Genomic DNA, 17650 nt, shown 5'->3' with positions numbered 1-17650 from the left:
TCATCCCGCATTCTGCCAGGCCGGCGGGGGCACTGTCTTGCGCGGGGCCTCAGTCCTCGCCCTTGAGCTGCTGGTAGCGCCGTTCCAGCTCCTGGCGGATGGCCCGGCGCTGCTGGCCCTGGGCGAAGCGCCGCTGCTCCTCGGCGCCCTGGGGCTGGCGTGGCGGCACGGGGGTGGGTTTGCCCTTGTCGTCGACGGCGACCATGGTGAAGAAGCAGCTGTTGGTGTGGCGTACCGAGCGCTGGCGGATATTTTCGGTGACCACCTTGATGCCGATTTCCATGGAGCTGCGCCCGGTGTAGTTGACCGAGGCGAGGAAGGTCACCAGCTCGCCGACGTGGATCGGCTCGCGGAAGGTCACCTGGTCCACCGACAGGGTCACCACGTAGCAGCCGGCATAGCGGCTGGCGCAGGCGTAGGCGACCTCGTCCAGGCACTTGAGCAGGGTGCCGCCGTGGACGTTGCCGGAGAAGTTGGCCATATCCGGGGTCATCAACACGGTCATCGACAGTTGGGCGTTTCCGGCTTCCATGGGCTTCTCTGCAGTTGAGGGACGGCGCGGGGCGCGCGGCGCCCCGTCTATCAGAACGACCCAGGCCGGGGGCGGGTCACGCCGCCGTGCGCTGCGGGCAGGCACCGGGCCTGCCAGGGCCCCTGGCTAGCGGCCCGCCGAGAGGCCGAAGTCGATCGCCAGGTCGGCGCCGGTAATGGCCTCGGCGTGGGGTTGGCACAGGTACCAGACCATCTCGGCCACCTCCTCGGGGCGCAGGAAGCGTGCGCCGCGGCCCTGCGGGTAGAGGTTGAGCAGCTCGCGCTTGTAGGCCGTGGGGTTGCCCTTGCCGTAGCGCTCGGCCTGGTAGTCGAGCATCGGCGTGGCGATGTCGCCGGGGGATACCGCGTTGACGCGCACCCCGTGTTCGGCCAGCTCCAGGGCCAGGGTCTTGCTCAGCATCACCAGCGCCGCCTTGCTCGCACAATAGGCCGCCGAACCGCGATAGGCCTGGCGGCCGGCATCGCTGGCGATGTTGACGATGCTGCCGCGGAACTCCTTGAGGTGGGGAATGGCCGCCTGGCTGAGGTAGAAGGCGGCCTTCAGGTTGACCCCCATGACCTGGTCGAAGTCCTCTTCGCCGAACTGCTCCACCGGCCCCTCGCGCCAGACCCCGGCGGCGTTGACCACGGCGTCCAGGCGGCCGGTGCTGGCCATGACCTTGGCGATCAGCTCATGGCAGTTGCCGGCGCTGCGCAGGTCGGCGGTGCAGCTGAAGTCCAGGGGCACCTGGCCGTTGAGCACGTGCAGGCCACCCTTGTCGACATCGGTGGCGGTGACTCGCCAATGACTCTGCGAGAAGCGCTTGGCGATGGCGCGGCCGAGGCCGCCGGCGGCACCGGTGATGAGGATGACGGGTGTGCTCATGGGGAGAACCTCCGGGGGCGATGGTCAATGCAGTTTAGGCAAGGGCGGTGGCTTTGCTCGGCGATGTGGGGCTCGTCTTGGATGGGGCTGAGGCCGAGGGGGCGGGACAAACAGGCGTCAAATATCCTGATGTCGACCGTTCGATTTGTTGCACATGATCCGCGCCGGGTCGCCCGGGTGTCAAGGCGGCGAGACCTGCGTGCGGGGGACGGTGGCGATCGCCGTTCAGCTCTCCAGCCAGACGTCGCGCACCCAGTGCCACACGGTTTCCCAGCTCTCCTCGCTGAGCTCGCCGCTATCGCCTTCCCACAGCACCACGGTGCCGTCCGCCGCCACCGCGTAGTAGTCGCCCTGGTCTTCGCACAGCGGCACCAGCTCGCGGGGCAGGCCCAGGTCCCAGGCCACCGAGGCGACTTCCGGCAGGTAGGTGTGGGACTGCGGGTCGGCGGCGGTCACCGGCTCCAGGCGACCGTAGACCACGTCGCTGACGGTGAGCAGGAACTCGCGCAGCTCGTAGGGCAGGTGGATGAGGATCTGTTCCTGGATCTCCACCAGGGTTTCTTCGTCCGGCAGCTCCAGGGGCACCGGCACCGGCTCGTTCAGTTCGCGCAGCTGTTCTATGACTTCTTCCATGGCAGCGGGCCCTCATGGGTTGAAACGGGCTTTATACAGCAGCCGGCGCCGGGGAAAAACTCCGCTGCCGTCGATGCCGCGCAGGGGCCGTGGCCAGACTGCGGCACCCGAGGGTTTAGGCCCGTAACTGCTTTCAGGCGGACTGCCTAGTCACAAGTGTTTCTGCCCGTGCCGCCCTGCGGACTAAAATTCAAACAGGGGGTCGGTGTCTGGTTCACAGCCCAGCGAGTGGGCGTGAGAGGAGGTGCATCATGCATATGGCAGCAACCTTACAGCGCAGCCTGGAGCGTGCGCAGTGTCAGTTCGATGTCGTGCCGCATCCGCATTCGGCGAGCAGCCTGGAGTCGGCGCGGGTCGCCAGCGTGCCGGCCGAACGTCTGGCCAAGCCGGTGATCCTCGATGACCGCAAGGGCCATTACCTGATGGCCGTGCTGCCGGCCAACCGCCATCTGGACATGAGCATGGTGTGCAAGGGCGCGGAGCAGTGGCAGCTGAGCAGCGAGTCGGCCATCGCCGGGCTGTTCAAGGACTGCGAGCTGGGTGCCGTGCCGGCGGTCGGCGAAGCCTACGGCATGCACATGCGGGTCGACCCGATGCTGACCCGGCAGCAGGACATCTACTTCGAGGCCGGGGATCACGAGAGCCTGGTGCACATGAGCACCGAGCACTTCCTCCGCCTGGTGCCCAATGCCGAAGTCTGCGAGTTGTGCCCGCAGGCCTGAGGCGGCGCGGCCACCGCTCTACTACTGGCGGCGCTCGATCGCCTGTCGCCAGCGCCACCGTAGCGGCCAGAAGGGCAAGGGGCGGCGTTGAACGGGTGGCGGCGCGGGCAGGGGCGGCGGCATAAAAAACCCCAGGCAAGCCTGGGGTTCTTCGTTAGCGGTGCGATCAGTTCTGGCGGATGCCCGCGACCAGCCAGGGCTGGTTGTCGCCGACCGCGCGCTCCAGGCGCCAGCTTTCGCTGAAGGCCTCGCCCTGGTCGAAGCGCGAGGTCTTCGACAGGCCACTGAAGGTGAGGGTGGCCACGGTCTTGTCGCTCATGTCGTCGACGCCGTCCAGCTGCACCTCGAGGTTGTCGATGTAGGTGGACTGGAAGCCGTCGCCCAGTTCGGCGCGCTCGCGCTTGAGGAACTCCAGCAACTGCGGGGTGACGAATTCGGCGATCTTGTCCATCTCGGCCGCATCCCAGTGCTGCTGCAGGCTGAGGAAGTGCTCGCGGCCGGCGGCGACGAAGCTCTGCTCGTTGAACCAGGCCGGGGCGTTGATCACCGGCTTGCTCGCGGCGGCGCCGTTGCCACCGAAGATCGAGGTCGGTGCGGCCGGCATCTCGCGCTGGTAGGGCGCACCACCGGCCATGGCCGGCTGGGCCTGGCGGCGCCGGGCGGCGAGGAAGCGGAACAGCAGGAAGGCGATCAGGCCGAAGATCAGCATGTCCATGATCTGCAGGCCTTCGAAGCCGTCACCCATGAACATCGAGGCGAGCAGGCCGCCGGCGGCCAGGCCGGCCAGTGGGCCGAGCCAGCGCGAGGCACCGCTGGCGGCGGCGGGCTGACGACCGGCGGTCGGGGCGGTGGCGGCCGGCTGGCTTTGCGGCGCGGTCTGGCGAGTCTGGTGGCTCGGCGCGGAGCCGAACGACTTGCCGCCGCCCAGGCGCTTGGCTTCGGCTTCGAAACTCATGGTAAGGCCCAGGCTGAGGCACATGGCCAGGGCGACGCTGAGAAAACGCTGCATGTTCGGTCGGTCTCTTGTTGGTTGGAACGCTGCACGGCATCTTGCATGGCCGGGGTGGCGAATGCCAGCCGCAGAGTGTTTCGGGCTTTTGCTCTTGTATAAGGGAGTCGCAGCCTGCCTAGCGGCGCAGCAGCATCAGCAGTGGCCCGCCGCGCAGTTGCCGACGCACGAAGGCACGGCATTCGGCGGCGTCTTCCTCCGGGTGGCGCAGCCAGTGCAGCACGCTGCGCAGGTAGGCGCCGCTGAGCAGGCTCTCCTCGGCGATGCGGTGCAGGTGCACGGACTCGCGCTGCGCCGCCTCGCGCCACCACTGCACGGTGCGACTGATGCGCAGCAGGCCGAGGACCTGCAGGTGGATGTGCCCGGGTTCGAGCTTGTACAGCAGCATCTGTCCGGTCACCGCGCGGTGGGCGGCCAGGCAGTCGAGCCAGGCGATCAGCAGCTCCTCGAGGCGCTTGGCCGGTTCCAGGGGAATCAGGTCGGCGGCTCTCGCCCGGGTCAGCAGGGCCTGGTCGGCCCGGTCGAACCAGGCCTCCACCAACTGGTCCTTGTCCCGGTAGTGGCTGGCGATGGCCTCCAGACCGACCCCCAGCCGCGCCGCCACATCGAACAGGTGCAGGCGCTCCCAACCGCAGACGTCGGCCAGTTCGAGGGCGGCGTCGAGGATCTTCGGGGCTGTGGTGCTGGTTTTCTTCATCGGCTCACCTCGCAGTCGAGTATGGGCCGGGTATGTCGCCGGGGCGGGGCGAAACGACAAACGGAGCCCGAGGGCTCCGTCTGCGTGGTGTGGCAGGCAGCGGGCGTTCAACGTCCGTTGTACAGCTCCTTCTCGGACAGCTGGTGCATCTGGCTGACCTGGGCCTGGAAGGCCTTCATCGAGGCCCAGATGCGGCCGTTCAGCTCGTTCTGCGCGGCCAGCTCGCCGAGCACCGACTCGGACTCGTGCTGCATGGCGGCCAGAACCTCGTCGGGGAAGCGCTTGAGCAGGGTGCCCTGCTGCTTGAGCTGATCCAGGGCCAGGGCGTTGTGGTAGACGTAGTCGTCCATCATGTCCTGATTGGCCGCGCGGACCGCCTCGGTGAGGATCGCCTGCAGGTCGGCCGGCAGGCCGTCCAGGGCCTTCTGGTTGATCAGCAGCTCGAGCACCGCCTGGGGCTCCTGCCAGCCGGGGTAGTAGTAGAACTTGGCCGCCTTGTGCAGGCCGAAGGCCAGGTCGTTGTAAGGGCTGACCCAGTCGGTGGCGTCGATGGCGTTGGTCTGCAGGGCGGTGAAGATCTCGCCGCCGGGCAGGTTCACGGTGGTGGCGCCGAGGCGACCGAGTACCTCGCCGCCGAGACCCGGCATGCGGATCTTCAGGCCCTTGAGGTCATCCAGGGCGTTGATCTCCTTGTTATACCAGCCGCCCATCTGCATGCCGGTGTTGCCCACCGCCAGGGGCTTCACCCCATGGGGGGCGTAGGCCTCGTCCCACAGGGCCTGGCCGCCGCCCTTGCTCAGCCAGGCGTTCATCTCGCTGGTGGACAGGCCGAAGGGCACGGCGGTGAAGAACTGCGCGGCCGGCACCTTGCCCTTCCAGTAGTAGGCGGCGCCGTGGCCCAGCTCGGCGGTGCCGCGGGACACCGCGTCGAACACCTCCAGCGGCGGCACCAGCTCGCCGCCGGCGTAGACCTTGATGCTCAGACGGCCGTCGCTCATGGTCGCGACCCGCTCGGCCAGGCGCTCGGCGGCGGTGCCGAGGCCGGGGAAGTTCTTCGGCCAGGCGGTGACCATCTTCCATTCGAAGCGCTGCATCGGCTCGGCCGCGGCCTGCTCAGTGCTGGCTTGTTCATCCTTGCAGCCGGCCAGGCCGAGGGCGGCGAGCAGGGCCGCGGCGGCGCCGAACAGGTAACGGCGGTTCATCGAGAGTCTCCCCAGTTGCGCAGTGGTGTGGTTATGGTGCTTGTCAGAGCGCCTGCAGCTTGGCGTAGCTGAGCATCAGCCACTTGCTGCCTTCGTTTTCGAAATTCACCTGGACCCGGGCCTGGGCGCCGGAACCCTCGAAGTTGAGGATGGTGCCCTCGCCGAACAGCGCATGCTGCACGCGCTGGCCGAGGCTGAAGGCGGTGTCCGGCACGGCGCTGCCGGCGAACATGCCGCCAGCTGTGCCGCGGCCCGGCGTGGCGAAGGGCCGGCTGACGCTGCCGGACAGGCGCACTTCCTGGATCAGCTGCGGCGGGATCTCGCGGACGAAGCGCGACACCTTGTTGTAGGTCTCGCTGCCGTACAGGCGGCGGGTCTCGGCGTAGGTGATCACCAGCTTGTGCATGGCCCGGGTGATGCCTACATAGGCCAGGCGCCGTTCCTCTTCCAAGCGGCCGGGTTCCTCCAGGCTCATCTTGTGCGGGAACAGGCCCTCTTCCATGCCCACCAGGAACACCTGGGGGAACTCCAGGCCCTTGGCACTGTGCAGGGTCATCAGCTGCACGCTGTCCTCGTTCTCCGCCGCCTGGGTGTCGCCGGCCTCCAGCGAGGCATGGCTGAGGAAGGCCTGCAGCGGGGTCAGCTCGTCGTCTTCGTCGTTATCGAAGGCGCGCGCGGCGCTGACCAGTTCCTCGAGGTTCTCGATGCGCGCCTGGGCCTTCTCGCCCTTTTCCGCCTGGTGGTAGGCGATCAGCCCGCTCTGCTCGATGACCGTCTGGGTCATCAGGTGCAGCGGCATCTCCAGTACCTTGGCGGCGAGGTTGTCGATCAGCTCGACAAAGCCCGCTAACGCCCCCGATGCGCGGCCGGGCAGGGCCTTGCCGGCCAGCATCAGGCGCACCGCCTCCCACATCGACACCTCGTGGCCGCGGGCGTACTCGCGGATCGCCTCGACGGTCTTCTCGCCGATGCCGCGGGCCGGCACGTTGACCACCCGTTCCAGCGCCGCGTCGTTGCCGCGGCCGTCGAGCAGGCGCAGGTAGGCCATGGCGTTCTTGATCTCGGCGCGCTCGAAGAAGCGCTGGCCGCCGTAGATGCGGTAGGGGATCTTCTCGCGCAGCAGCGCCTCCTCCAGCACCCGCGACTGGGCGTTGGAGCGGTAGAGGATGGCGATCTCGCTGCGCCTGAGGCCGTCCTTGCGCAGGGCGTCCTCGATCGACTCGACCACGTAGCGCGCCTCGTCGTGCTCGTTGAACGCCGCGTACAGGCTGATCGGCTCGCCGTCGCCGCCCTCGGTCCACAGTTCCTTGCCCAGGCGCCCCTGGTTGTGGGCGATCAGGGCGTTGGCGGCCTTGAGGATGCCGGCGGTGGAGCGGTAGTTCTGCTCCAGGCGGATCACCTCGGCGTCCTTGAAATCGTCGGAGAACTGCTGGATGTTCTCGATCCGCGCGCCGCGCCAGCCGTAGATCGACTGGTCGTCGTCGCCCACCACCATCAGGCTGTCGCCGCCCTTGGCGAGCATCCGCAGCCAGGCGTACTGCACGGCGTTGGTGTCCTGGAATTCGTCCACCAGGATGTGGCGGAAGCGCCGCTGGTAGTGCTCCAGCAGGCCGGGCTTGTCGCGCCACAGGTCCAGGGCGCGCAGCAGCAGCTCGGAGAAGTCGATGACCCCGGCGCGGGCGCAGGCCGCCTCGTAGGCCTCGTAGATCTTCAGCATGGTGGCGAGGAACAGGTCGCCGCCGGGCTGGATGTGCTGGGGTCTTAACCCTTCATCTTTTTGCCCGTTGATGAACCACTGGGCCTGGCGCGCCGGCCAGCGCTGCTCGTCCAGGCCCAGCTCGCGGATCACCCGCTTGACCAGGCGCTGCTGGTCGTCGGAGTCGAGGATCTGGAAGTTCTCGGCCAGCCCGGCCTCCTGCCAGTGGGCGCGCAGCAGGCGGTGGGCCAGGCCGTGGAAGGTGCCGACCCACATGCCGGCCGGATTCAGGCCGAGCATCTGTTCGATGCGCGCGCGCATCTCGGCGGCGGCCTTGTTGGTGAAGGTCACCGACAGCACGCTGTGGGGCGAGGCACCCTCGACCTGGATCAGCCAGGCGATGCGGTGCACCAGCACCCGGGTCTTGCCGGAGCCGGCGCCGGCCAGGACCAACTGACGGCCCAGGCCGGCGGCCACGGCCTGGCGTTGGGCATCGTTGAGGGAGTTGAGCAGAAGGGAGAGATCGTCGCGCATCGCGGCATTCTAGGGGGCGGGGCCCAGCAGGGCAAACCGCCGCCGCCGGCAGGCGACGGCGGACGACCGGCGGGTCAACCTGGCGACCGCCGCTTGTCTGGCCGAGCGCGGGTGCAGGTGTGGGGGGCAGGCGTCGGAAAATGCGCTCTGGCCGCTTGGGCAAGGCGTCTAGCTCGGGTATGCTCAGCCGACGCCTAGGCAACCACTACAAGAACATCGCCTATGACAGCCACGCCAAACGCCGCCCTCGCGGAGCCACCGCTCGACAGCAGCAGTTCGATCCACCGCCAGTTCGCCACGCAGATCGCCGTCGAGCGCACCCGCCTGCTCTATCAGGGCTCGCGGGCGCCGACCCTGTTGATGCTGCTCAACGGCTTGGCCTGCACCTATCTGCTGTGGTCCCCGCAGACCAGGCTGCTGCTCGGCGGCTGGCTGGTCTGGCTGGTGCTGCTGGCGCTGTTGCGCCTGGTTCAGGTGCAGGCCTTCAACGTGGCGCCGCCGAGCCGCCAGGCCCTGCCGCACTGGCGCTGGCGTTTCCTGTTCGGTGCCGCGGCTTCCGGCCTGACCCTGGCCTTCGCCGCCATCGCCCTGGTGCCGGCCGACGAGTTCTTCCAGCAGGCCCTGCTCTACGGCCTGATTTCCGCGGCGATCCTCTCCGCCAGCGTCGCCTATGCCGTCAACCTGACGGCCTTCCTGACCTTCGCCTTGCCCTGCCTGGTGCCGACCCTGGCCTACCTGCTGCTGAGCGAGCACCAGTTGCTGCGCGGCTGGGGCCTGCTCGGGGTGATCCTGGCCCTGGCCCTGCTGGTGGTGGCCTGGCAGGTCAACCGCCTGGTGCAACGCAGCCTGTTGCAGCGCTTCCAGAACCAGGCGCTGATCGACAACCTGGAGCACGCCAAGCAGCAGGCCGAGAACCTCAACGCCGAGCTGGCGCGGGAGGTGGAGCAGCGCCGTCGGGCCGAGCACGAGCTGCGCGAGGCCCATGGCGAGCTGGAGCTGCGCGTGGCCGAGCGCACCCTGGAGCTGGATGCCGCCACCCAGGCCTTGGGCAAGAGCCAGGCGCGTCTGGCCCTGGCCCTGGAGGCCAGCGAGCTGGGGCTGTGGGACTGGAACCTGCAAACCGACGAGGTGCACCACTCGCACCTCAAGGAGTTGTTCGGCCTGGAGCCGGAGGCCGTGCAGATCATGCTGCGCGACCTCAAGCCACGGCTGCACCCGGAGGACCTGCCGCTGCTGCGCCGGGCCCTGGTCGAGCACCTCAAGGGACGCAGCGACGGCTATCAGATCGAGTACCGCATCCAGCACGCCCGCGGCCACTGGGTGTGGATCGAGGATCGCGGCCGGGCGGTGGAGCGCGATGCCCAGGGACGGGTGCTGCGCATGCTCGGCACGCGCCGCGACATCAGCGCGCGCAAGCGCCTGGAGGAGCAGCAGCGGCTGGCCGCCACGGTGTTCGATGCGGCCAGCGAGGGCATCGTCATCCTCGACCCGCACTACCGCCTGCTGGCGGCCAACCAGGCCTTCCTCCAGGTCACCGGCTACCGCGAGGACGAACTGGTCGGGCAGAACGCGGCGACCCTGATCAGCAGCCGCGAGTCGCGGCGCCAGTACCAGATGATCCGCCCGGAGCTGGAGGCCCTCGGCAGTTGGCAGGGCGAGCTGGTCGAGACGCGCAAGAACGGCGAGCTGTACCCTCAGTGGCTGCAGCTCAAGGTGGTGCGCGACGCCAAGGGCCAGGCCAGCCACATAGTCGGCTTCTTCGCCGACCTGTCGGCGCGGCGCGAGACCGAGGAGCGCCTGCGCTACCTGTCGCACTACGACGAGCTGACCGGTCTGGCCAACCGCAGCCTGTTCAAGCAGCGCCTGCACGAGGCCGCCCAGCGCGCCCGGCAGAACCGCCGCAGCCTGGCCCTGCTGCATATCGACCTGGATCGCTTCAAGCTGCTCAACGACAGCCTCGGCCACGACCTGGCCGACCAGCTGTTGCGCCAGATGAGCCAGCGCCTGACCCAGGCCGCCCCCGAGGCGGATTGCATCGCCCGGCTGTCCAGCGACGAGTTCGCCGTGCTGCTCGATTCCTACGGCAGCCTGTCGAGCCTGGCGCGCATGGCCAGCCGCCTGCTGGCCAAGCTGCGCCTGCCGCTGGTGGTCGGCGACCAGGAACTGGTGATCAGCGCCTCGATCGGCATCAGCCTGCTGCCGGACAACGCGCGGGAAATCTCCGCGCTGATCAGCCAGGCCAACATGGCCATGCAGCATGCCAAGCATCTGGGCGGCAACACCTTCCAGTTCTTCACCGACAACCTGCAGGCCTGCACCCTGGAACGCCTGCAGCTGGAGAACCAGCTGCGCAAGGCGATCGACGAGGGCCAGCTGGAGGTGTTCTACCAGCCCAAGCTGTGCCTGGCCGACGACAGCGTCAAGGCCGCCGAGGCGCTGGTGCGCTGGCGTCATCCGAGCCTCGGGCTGGTGCCACCGGGCGAATTCATCGGCCTGGCCGAGGAAACCGGGCTGATCGCGCCGATCGGCGAGTTCGTGCTGCGCCAGGCCTGCCAGCAGACGCGCCAGTGGCAGCGCCAGGGCCTGGCGGAGATCCGCGTATCGGTGAACCTGTCGGTGCATCAGCTGCGCCAGGGCAACCTGACCAGCCTGGTGCGCCAGGTGCTGGAGGAGACCGGCCTGGCGCCGCACCTGCTGGAGCTGGAGCTGACCGAGAGCCAGCTGCTGGACAACGTCGAGAGCGTCATCGCCACCTTCCAGCAGCTGCGCGACCTGGGGGTCAAGCTGGCGATCGACGACTTCGGCACCGGCTATTCCTCGCTCAGCTACCTCAAGCGTTTCCCGGTGGACTACGTGAAGATCGACCAGAGCTTCATCCGCGACCTGGCGGCCGGCGGCGAGGATGCGGCCATCACCCGGGCGATCATCGCCATGGCCCACGGCCTGGAGCTGAAGGTGGTCGCCGAGGGGGTGGAGACCCAGGCGCAGATGGACTTCCTCAAGGCCCAGCACTGCGACGAGTTGCAGGGCTACCTGATCAGCCGGCCGGTGGAGGCGTCGGCCTTCGCCCAGCTGCTGCGCGAGCAAGCCGCGCTGCTGTGCTGAGCCTGCCATGCCGACCCATCGTCTCGTTTCCCCGGATCGCCCGGCCAACGCCACCCTGCTGCTGCTGGCCTCGCTCTACTGCGCCCAGGGGCTGCCCTCGGGGCTGATCGCCCATTCCCTGCCGGTGCTGCTGCGCCAGCACGGTGTCGACCTGGCGCTGATCGGCCTGCTCAAGCTGCTGGCCCTGCCCTGGTTGCTCAAGGTGCTGTGGGCGCCCTGGGTCGACCGCCTGGCCTCGCCGCGGCTCGGCCACCACCGCGGCTGGATACTGCCGCTGCAGGGCGGCATCGCCCTGGTCGTCGCGGCCCTGGCGCTGTTGTCGCCCGCCGCGCTGTTCGGCAGCCAGTTGCCGCTGCTGCTGGGGCTGTTGCTGCTGGTCAACCTGGCGGCCGCGACCCAGGACATCGCCACCGACGGCCTCACCGTGCGCCTGCTGCCGGAGCGCTGGCGCGGCCTGGGCAACAGCCTGCAGGTGGGCGGCTACAAGGTCGGCATGCTGGTCAGCGGCAGCGGCCTGCTGCTGGTGTACGACGGCGTCGGCTGGTCGCTGTCGGTGGGCCTGCTGGTGCTGTTGCTGCTACTGACCCTGGTGCCGATCTGGCGTTTCGCCGAGCGCCGGCAGCTGCCCTTTCGCCCGGCACTGGCCGAGCCGCCGGGGCCCGGCCTGCTGCTGCGCCACTATCGCGGCCTGCTGGCGCAGCCGGGAATGTGGCTGTGGCTGGCGGTGCTGCTGAGCTTCAAGCTCGGCGATGCCCTGGGTTCGCCGATGATCAAGCCGATGCTGGTGGACCAGGGCTGGAGCAATGCCGAACTGGGCCGGCTGACCCTGCTCAGCAGCCTGGTGGGCATCGCCGGGGCGCTGCTCGGCGGCCTGCTCTACGCGCGCCTCGGCGTGCTGCGGGCGCTGCTGCTCGGCGGCGCGCTGCAGGCCCTGGGCATCGCCGCCATGGCCGTGCTGGCGCAGGCCGGCGACAATCACGCCCTGGTCTATGCCCTGGCGCTGTTCGAGCAGGCGGCCGACGGCATGTCCACGGTGGCGCTGTTCGCCGCGATGATGCGCCAGTGTCGCGCCGAGCACGAGGGCGCCGACTTCACCCTGCAGGCCTCGGCGCAGCTGCTGCTGGGCGGGCTGGTCGGCGCGGCCAGCGGCGTGCTGGCGGCCTGGCTGGGTTATGCCGGCCTGTTCCTCGTCGCCGGGGCGCTGGGGGCCGGGGTGCTGGTCCTGCTGCCGCTGTACTTCCGGCGAACGCAGGCGGTCATGGCCTGAGGGCGCCGCACTGGCGCTCGGCTCAGTCCGCCCACTGCCGCGCGTGGCGCTCCAGCAGGTTCTGCGACTGCTCCGGGCCGTTGCTGCCGGCTGCATAGGGGCGCGGGCTCTGGTAGTGCTGGTGCCAGCCCTGGATGATCGGGTCGATCCATTGCCAGGCGGCCTCCACCTCGTCGCGGCGCATGAACAGCGTCGAATCGCCTTCGATCACGTCCAGCAGCAGGCGCTCGTAGGCATCCCAGCGGCGCTGCTTGCTGAAGGCGTTGGCCAGGTTGAGGTCCAGCTCCACCGGCTTCAGGCGCATGCCCTTGCCGGGGTTCTTGGCCATCAGCTGCAGGCTGATGCGCTCCTCCGGTTGCAGGCGGATCAGCAGGCGGTTGGCTTCGCCGTCGCCGAACAGGCGGTGCGGCACCGGCTTGAACTGGATGAGGATCTCCGAGGCCTTGCGCGCCATGCGCTTGCCGGTGCGCAGGTAGAAGGGCACGCCGGCCCAGCGCCAGTTGTCGATCTCCACCTGGATGGCGACGAAGGTCTCGCTGTCGCTGTCGTTGTCCACCTGCTTCTCGAAGTAGTAGGCCGGCACCTCCTGGCCGCCGATCTTGCCGGCGGTGTACTGGCCGCGCACGGTCTTGTCCTGCACGTCGAGACCGGAGATCGGCTTGAGCGCCTCGAGGATCTTCACCTTCTCGTTGCGTACCGCCTCGGCATCGAAGCGCACCGGCGCCTCCATGGCCACCAGGCAGAGCAGTTGCAGCAGGTGGTTCTGGATCATGTCGCGCATGGCCCCGGCCTGGTCGTAGTAGCCGCCGCGGTTCTCCACGCCCAGGGTCTCGCACACGCTGATCTGCACGTGATCGATATGCCCGGCGCGCCAGACCGGCTCGAACAGGGCGTTGGCGAAGCGCAGCGCCATCAGGTTCTGCACGGTTTCCTTGCCCAGGTAGTGGTCGATGCGGAACACCCGCGGCTCGTCGAACACCGCGCCGATCGCGGCGTTGATCGCCCGGGCCGACTCCAGCGAGTGGCCGATCGGCTTCTCCAGCACGATGCGCGCCCGGGGGCCGGCCAGGCCGGCGATCTGCAAGTGGGCGGCGATGTCCTCGAACAGGTCCGGCGCGGTGGCCAGGTAATAGACCCGCACCCGTTCCTCGGCCTGCCCCAGGTGCTTGGCCAGGCGGCCGAAGTCGGCGCTCTGTCCGGCGTCCATGGCGAAGTAGTCGAGGCGCGCGGCGAAGCCTTGCCAGCTGGCCTCGTCGAAGTCGGCCCGCGCCACCTGGGCCCGGCAGCGGCGTTCGGCCAGGGCCTGGTAGGCGGCGCGGCTGTGCGGGCTGCGGGCCAGGGCGAGGATGCGCATGTCGGCGTGCAGGCGCCCGTCGCGATGCAGGTGGTAGAGCGCGGGCAGCAGCTTGTGCAGGGCGAGGTCGCCGGTGCCGCCAAAGACCAGCATGTCACAGGAAATGCTCAAAAGCAGGAACTCCGACTCGGTTTGGCCGTGCGGGGGCGCCGGCCATGTAGTATAACTACAAGGTCACTACAACCCGGCGTGCCCCCGATCATAACCGAGTCGCCATTCGGAGGAGGGGACGCCGACGGATTTGTCATCCTTTCAGCCGAGCCTAATCTTGTGAATTTGTTGCAGCACATCGCCCAGTCCCGCCACCTGTTACGCAAGTCGGAGCTCAAGGTCGCCGACCATGTCCTGCTCGATCCGGCGGCGGTGATGCACAGCTCCATGGCCGAACTGGCACATAGCGTCGGCATCAGCGAGCCGACCATCGTGCGTTTCTGCCGGGCCATCGGCTGCGGCGGCTTCCAGGACCTCAAGCTCAAGCTGGCCCAGAGCCTGGCCGCCGGCGCCAGCTTCGGCCAGTTCGCCATCCATGAGGACGACTCGGTCGCCGACTTCAGCCTGAAGATCTTCGACACCACCCTGCACACCCTGATGGAGGTGCGCGAGCACCTCGACCCCCAGGCGCTGCAGCAGGCCATCGCCGCCTGCGCCCAGGCCCAGCGCGTGGAGTTCTACGGCTTCGGCGCCTCCGGCGCGGTGGCGGCGGACGCCCAGCACAAGTTCTTCCGCCTGTTGCTGACGGCCGCGGCCTATTCCGACCCGCACATGCAGGCGATGAGCGCGGTGACCCTGAAGCCCACCGACGTGGCCATCTGCATCTCCCAGTCCGGCCGCTCCAAGGACCTGCTGATCACCGCCAACCTGGTGCGCGAGACCGGTGCCACCCTGATCACCCTGTGTCCGAGCCAGACGCCGCTGGCCGACCTGGCCACGGTCAACCTGGCCATCGACGTGCAGGAAGACACCGAGATCTACACCCCGCTGACCTCGCGCATCGCCCACCTGGTGGTGATCGACGTGCTCGCCATGGGGGTGGCCATGGCCCGCGGCCCGAGCCTGGTCAACCACCTCAAGAGCGTCAAACGCAGCCTGCGCAGCCTGCGCCTGTCGCCCAAGTCGGTGAAGGCGGTCGAGGAGCACTAGACGCCGTCGTCCATGGCCCGCGGGCCATGGTCATCCCGGCGTCATCGCCGCGCCGTCAAAGCGTCACGGCGTGCGGCCATGCTGAGGCTTCCGAGAGTCAGCCTGGGAGTCACACCATGTCTCGCCATGTGGATGAAGCGCAGCCGTACGCCAAGCTCGATGCCAAGACCCGTCGCAAGCTGCTGGACCAACGGCGCATGAGCTACCGTCGGGCCATCGAGAGCTACGCCGAACAGCGCCTGCTGCAGCAGGAGTTGTCCGACTATCCCGAGCTGATCGCCGCTAACTACCTGGCGGCAGCCCAGGCCCTGGAGCCGCGAAGCGCTCGGCCAGGGCGTTGATCTGGCTGCGCTGGCTGCGCACGAAGGCGAAGAAGGCCTGGGCCACCGGCGACAGGTACTTGCCCCGCGGATGTGCCAGGCACCAGCTGCGCATCAACGGCAGCTCGGTCACCGCCAGTTCCTGCAGCACCCCCTGGGCCAGTTCGCGGCGCACCGCATGGCGCGGCAGCAGGGCCAGGCCGAGGCCGGCGAGCACCCCCTCGACCTGGGCCTCGAAGGAGCCGACCTCCAGGGTCTGGGCGAAGTGCGCGCGCTTCTGGTGGCAATACTCCTCGCAGGCCTTGCGCGTGCCCGAGCCGGCCTCGCGCACCAGCAGCGGCCAGTCGCTCAGGTCCTGCAGGCCCAGCTGGGCGCGGGCGCACAGCGGATGTTCGGGCGGCGCCACGGCGATGATCGGGTTGTTGAGGAAGGGCAGGAACTCCAGGGCCATGTCCGGCGGCACCAGGGACATGATCAGCAGGTCGTCGCGGTTGGCGCTCAGGCGCTTGACCGCCTGGGCGTGGTTGGTCACCACCAGCTGTAGGCTGACTTCGGGATACTCGCGGCGAAAGGCGGCGAACAGGTGGGGAACGAAGTACTTGGCGCTGGATTCCACCGCCAGGCTCAGCTGCCCCTGCAGCGAACCGCGCAGGTCCGCCAGCTGCATGTCCAGGCTCTCCAGGCGGCCGAAGATGTCGGCGCTGGCCAACTGCAGGGCCTCGGCGGCATCGGTCAGGTGCAGCTTCTTGCCGACGTAGTCGAACAGCGGCTGGCCGAGCAGCTCCTCGAGCTGGCGGATCTGCAGGCTGACCGCCGGCTGGGTCAGCGCCATCTCCTCGGCGGCGCGGCTATAGGAGCGTTGCTGGCACACCGAGCGGAACACCTGAAGCTGGCGCAATGTCATGCGCATCAATGACTTACGCATCGCGTGCCTCCTCTGGCGGCGGTTCGTCGAAGCCTGTCTGTCAGGATGCATTAGCTTTTACTTATAGCCAATCAAATTATTATTAATTTGGGGTAATCCGCTGCTCGGCGTAGGGTGACTACGCGACCGCTACATCGCGGGCGGTCACGTGGCGACTGCATGCCCGGTCCGCCCGTCGCCGAATCATCAGAGCCTGGCCGAGGAAAGAACTCGTGATCAAGAAAATCCTGATTGCCAACCGCGGAGAGATCGCCGTGCGCATCGTGCGCGCCTGCGCCGAAATGGGCATCCGCTCGGTGGCCATCTACTCCGACGCCGACCGCATGGCGCTGCACGTCAAGCGCGCCGACGAAGCCCACGGCATCGGCGAAGACCCGCTGGCCGGTTACCTGAACCCGCGCAAGCTGGTCAACCTGGCGGTGGAGACCGGCTGCGACGCCCTCCACCCGGGCTACGGCTTCCTGTCGGAAAACGCCGAACTGGCGGAGATCTGCGCCGAACGCGGGATCAAGTTCATAGGCCCGAGCGCCGAAGTGATCCGCCGCATGGGCGACAAGACCGAGGCCCGGCGCAGCATGATCAAGGCCGGCGTGCCGGTCACCCCGGGCACCGAGGGCAACGTCGCCAATCTGGAGGAGGCGCTGCGCGAGGGCGACCGCATCGGCTACCCGGTGATGCTCAAGGCCACCTCTGGCGGCGGCGGCCGCGGCATCCGCCGCTGCAACAGCCACGAGGAGCTGGCGCAGGCCTACCCGCGGGTGATCTCCGAGGCGACCAAGGCGTTCGGCTCGGCCGAGGTGTTCCTCGAGAAGTGCATCGTCAATCCCAAGCACATCGAGGCGCAGATCCTCGCCGACAGCCAGGGCAACACCGTGCACCTGTACGAGCGCGACTGCTCGATCCAGCGGCGTAACCAGAAGCTCATCGAGATCGCCCCCAGCCCGCAGCTGACCCCCGAGCAGCGCGCCTACATCGGCGACCTGGCCGTGCGCGCGGCGAAGGCGGTGGGCTACGAGAACGCCGGTACCGTGGAGTTCCTCCTCGCCGAGGGCGAGGTGTACTTCATGGAGATGAACACCCGGGTGCAGGTGGAGCACACCATCACCGAGGAAATCACCGGCATCGACATCGTCCGCGAGCAGATCCGCATCGCCAGCGGCCTGCCGCTGTCGGTCAAGCAGGAAGACATCATCCACCGCGGCTTCGCCCTGCAGTTCCGCATCAACGCCGAGGACCCGAAGAACAACTTCCTGCCCAGCTTCGGCAAGATCACCCGCTACTACGCCCCCGGCGGCCCCGGCGTGCGCACCGACACGGCGATCTACACCGGCTACACCATTCCGCCCTACTACGACTCCATGTGCCTGAAGCTGATCGTCTGGGCGCTGACCTGGGAGGAGGCGATGGACCGCGGCCTGCGCGCTCTGGACGACATGCGCGTGCAGGGGGTCAAGACCACGGCCGCCTACTACCAGGAGATCCTGCGCGACCCCGAGTTCCGCAGCGGCCAGTTCAACACCAGCTTCGTCGAGAGCCACCCGGAGCTGACCGAGTATTCGATCAAACGCAACCCGTCGCACCTGGCCATCGCCATCGCCACTGCCATCGCGGCCCACGCTGGCCTGTAAG

Annotated in this window: 15 protein-coding genes; 6 read left to right on the top strand and 9 right to left on the bottom strand. The window is 68.4% G+C overall.

Annotated elements, in window-relative coordinates; genetic code table 11:
- Positions 1-49 precede the first annotated feature (49 nt).
- From ACSX1C_RS15445 to ACSX1C_RS15435, 3 genes are all read right to left on the bottom strand, one after another.
- Positions 50-532, bottom strand: a complete 483-nt coding sequence (locus ACSX1C_RS15445; protein ID WP_439886865.1) for an acyl-CoA thioesterase — start codon at positions 530-532, stop codon at positions 50-52.
- A gap of 126 nt (positions 533-658) precedes the next feature.
- A complete protein-coding gene (locus ACSX1C_RS15440) occupies positions 659-1417 on the bottom strand; it encodes an SDR family NAD(P)-dependent oxidoreductase (protein WP_439886864.1) in 759 nt (252 codons plus the stop codon).
- Between the two features lie 225 nt (positions 1418-1642).
- On the bottom strand, positions 1643-2050 hold the full coding sequence (locus tag ACSX1C_RS15435; protein WP_318644372.1) for an SMI1/KNR4 family protein: 408 nt from the start codon (positions 2048-2050) through the stop codon (positions 1643-1645).
- Positions 2051-2301: 251 nt separating this feature from the next.
- Between ACSX1C_RS15435 and ACSX1C_RS15430 the strand changes: the two genes are divergently transcribed.
- The gene (locus tag ACSX1C_RS15430) at positions 2302-2772 is read left to right on the top strand and encodes an aminoacyl-tRNA deacylase (protein ID WP_439886863.1); all 471 of its coding nucleotides are present in this window, start codon (positions 2302-2304) and stop codon (positions 2770-2772) included.
- A gap of 166 nt (positions 2773-2938) precedes the next feature.
- Here ACSX1C_RS15430 and ACSX1C_RS15425 read toward each other — a convergent pair whose 3' ends face one another.
- The 4 genes from ACSX1C_RS15425 to uvrD form a co-directional block, all read right to left on the bottom strand.
- Positions 2939-3781 carry a Tim44 domain-containing protein gene (locus ACSX1C_RS15425; protein ID WP_439886862.1) on the bottom strand — a complete coding sequence of 281 codons (843 nt, stop codon included), beginning with the start codon at positions 3779-3781 and terminating at the stop codon, positions 2939-2941.
- Positions 3782-3899: 118 nt separating this feature from the next.
- Positions 3900-4478, bottom strand: coding sequence for a TetR/AcrR family transcriptional regulator (locus ACSX1C_RS15420; RefSeq protein WP_318644375.1), 579 nt, complete (start codon positions 4476-4478; stop codon positions 3900-3902).
- 107 nt (positions 4479-4585) lie between these two features.
- Positions 4586-5680 carry a TRAP transporter substrate-binding protein gene (locus tag ACSX1C_RS15415; protein WP_439886861.1) on the bottom strand — a complete coding sequence of 365 codons (1095 nt, stop codon included), beginning with the start codon at positions 5678-5680 and terminating at the stop codon, positions 4586-4588.
- Positions 5681-5723: 43 nt separating this feature from the next.
- Positions 5724-7910 (bottom strand): DNA helicase II, encoded by a 2187-nt coding sequence (uvrD, locus tag ACSX1C_RS15410; protein ID WP_439886860.1) that lies wholly within the window; start codon positions 7908-7910, stop codon positions 5724-5726.
- Between the two features lie 222 nt (positions 7911-8132).
- Here uvrD and ACSX1C_RS15405 point away from each other — a divergent pair, with 222 nt between their 5' ends.
- Positions 8133-11015: an EAL domain-containing protein gene (locus ACSX1C_RS15405; RefSeq protein ID WP_439886859.1), complete on the top strand. Its 2883-nt coding sequence runs from the start codon at positions 8133-8135 to the stop codon at positions 11013-11015.
- Between the two features lie 7 nt (positions 11016-11022).
- Positions 11023-12282: an MFS transporter gene (locus ACSX1C_RS15400; protein ID WP_439886858.1), complete on the top strand. Its 1260-nt coding sequence runs from the start codon at positions 11023-11025 to the stop codon at positions 12280-12282.
- Positions 12283-12304: 22 nt separating this feature from the next.
- Here ACSX1C_RS15400 and zwf read toward each other — a convergent pair whose 3' ends face one another.
- Positions 12305-13729 (bottom strand): glucose-6-phosphate dehydrogenase, encoded by a 1425-nt coding sequence (zwf, locus tag ACSX1C_RS15395; RefSeq protein WP_439889429.1) that lies wholly within the window; start codon positions 13727-13729, stop codon positions 12305-12307.
- Positions 13730-13906: 177 nt separating this feature from the next.
- Here zwf and hexR point away from each other — a divergent pair, with 177 nt between their 5' ends.
- Both hexR and ACSX1C_RS15385 read left to right on the top strand, forming a co-directional pair.
- Positions 13907-14776, top strand: a complete 870-nt coding sequence (gene hexR / locus ACSX1C_RS15390) for a transcriptional regulator HexR (protein ID WP_318644382.1) — start codon at positions 13907-13909, stop codon at positions 14774-14776.
- A 116-nt stretch (positions 14777-14892) separates the two neighbouring features.
- Positions 14893-15117 (top strand): PA3496 family putative envelope integrity protein, encoded by a 225-nt coding sequence (locus ACSX1C_RS15385; RefSeq protein WP_318644383.1) that lies wholly within the window; start codon positions 14893-14895, stop codon positions 15115-15117.
- Here ACSX1C_RS15385 and ACSX1C_RS15380 read toward each other — a convergent pair.
- On the bottom strand, positions 15059-16021 hold the full coding sequence (locus tag ACSX1C_RS15380; RefSeq protein WP_439886857.1) for a LysR family transcriptional regulator: 963 nt from the start codon (positions 16019-16021) through the stop codon (positions 15059-15061). The two genes, ACSX1C_RS15385 and ACSX1C_RS15380, sit on opposite strands and share 59 nt — an antisense overlap.
- A 212-nt stretch (positions 16022-16233) precedes the next feature.
- Between ACSX1C_RS15380 and ACSX1C_RS15375 the strand changes: the two genes are divergently transcribed.
- On the top strand, positions 16234-17649 hold the full coding sequence (locus ACSX1C_RS15375) for an acetyl-CoA carboxylase biotin carboxylase subunit (RefSeq protein ID WP_439886856.1): 1416 nt from the start codon (positions 16234-16236) through the stop codon (positions 17647-17649).
- Position 17650 lies beyond the last annotated feature (1 nt).

The organism is Pseudomonas sp. MBLB4123 (assembly GCF_051904775.1).
Lineage (GTDB): Bacteria > Pseudomonadota > Gammaproteobacteria > Pseudomonadales > Pseudomonadaceae > Aquipseudomonas > Aquipseudomonas benzenivorans_B.
This window is presented reverse-complemented; position numbering and strand designations above follow the sequence as displayed.